The 471-nt window shown below is 56.5% G+C and carries 1 protein-coding gene; it reads right to left on the bottom strand.

The features are described from left to right. Positions 1-242 precede the first annotated feature (242 nt). Positions 243-471 (bottom strand): hypothetical protein (locus F6X42_RS43685; protein ID WP_222945945.1); only part of this gene is annotated, 229 nt, incomplete at its 5' end.

Below are 471 nucleotides of genomic sequence, written 5' to 3'. Positions count from 1 at the left end.
CAAGAAGTGGACGATGCCTATCCGCGACTGGAAAGCGGCCCTGAACCGCTTCACAATCCAGTTCGAAGAGCGGCTAGTGCCGGGTTAAACCTCAACCCGTTTACACAAAATTCCGGACACCCCCGGCAATCGCGTCGAGTACCGGGAAGCGGGACGCGCCACGCAGTCGTAGCTCTTTGGCGAACACCGGCGTTTCGTTCATCCGGAGTCGGATATAGAGACCCAGTAGCAACAGGACGGTACTAAACATAAATGGAATGCGCCAGCCCCACGTGCGAAACGCGTCTGCGCTCATCGCCATGCTGGTCACCGCAAACGTGCGGAGTGGTAAACCTATAGGAGCCCTTGTGATTACCCACTTCTTTCGCGAATCCTGGTAACCTGGCTTGCATCACGATGAACGCGCGAGAAGAATGGCCGGGAGACGACAGGTAGAAGATCGGGCGTGGTTTGAGCAGGAGCTTGAAGGAA

This window comes from Paraburkholderia podalyriae (assembly GCF_014397785.1).
GTDB classification, from domain to species: Bacteria; Pseudomonadota; Gammaproteobacteria; order Burkholderiales; family Burkholderiaceae; genus Paraburkholderia; species Paraburkholderia podalyriae.
Note: the sequence above shows the minus strand (reverse complement) of the source record. Positions and strands in the feature narration are given on the sequence as shown.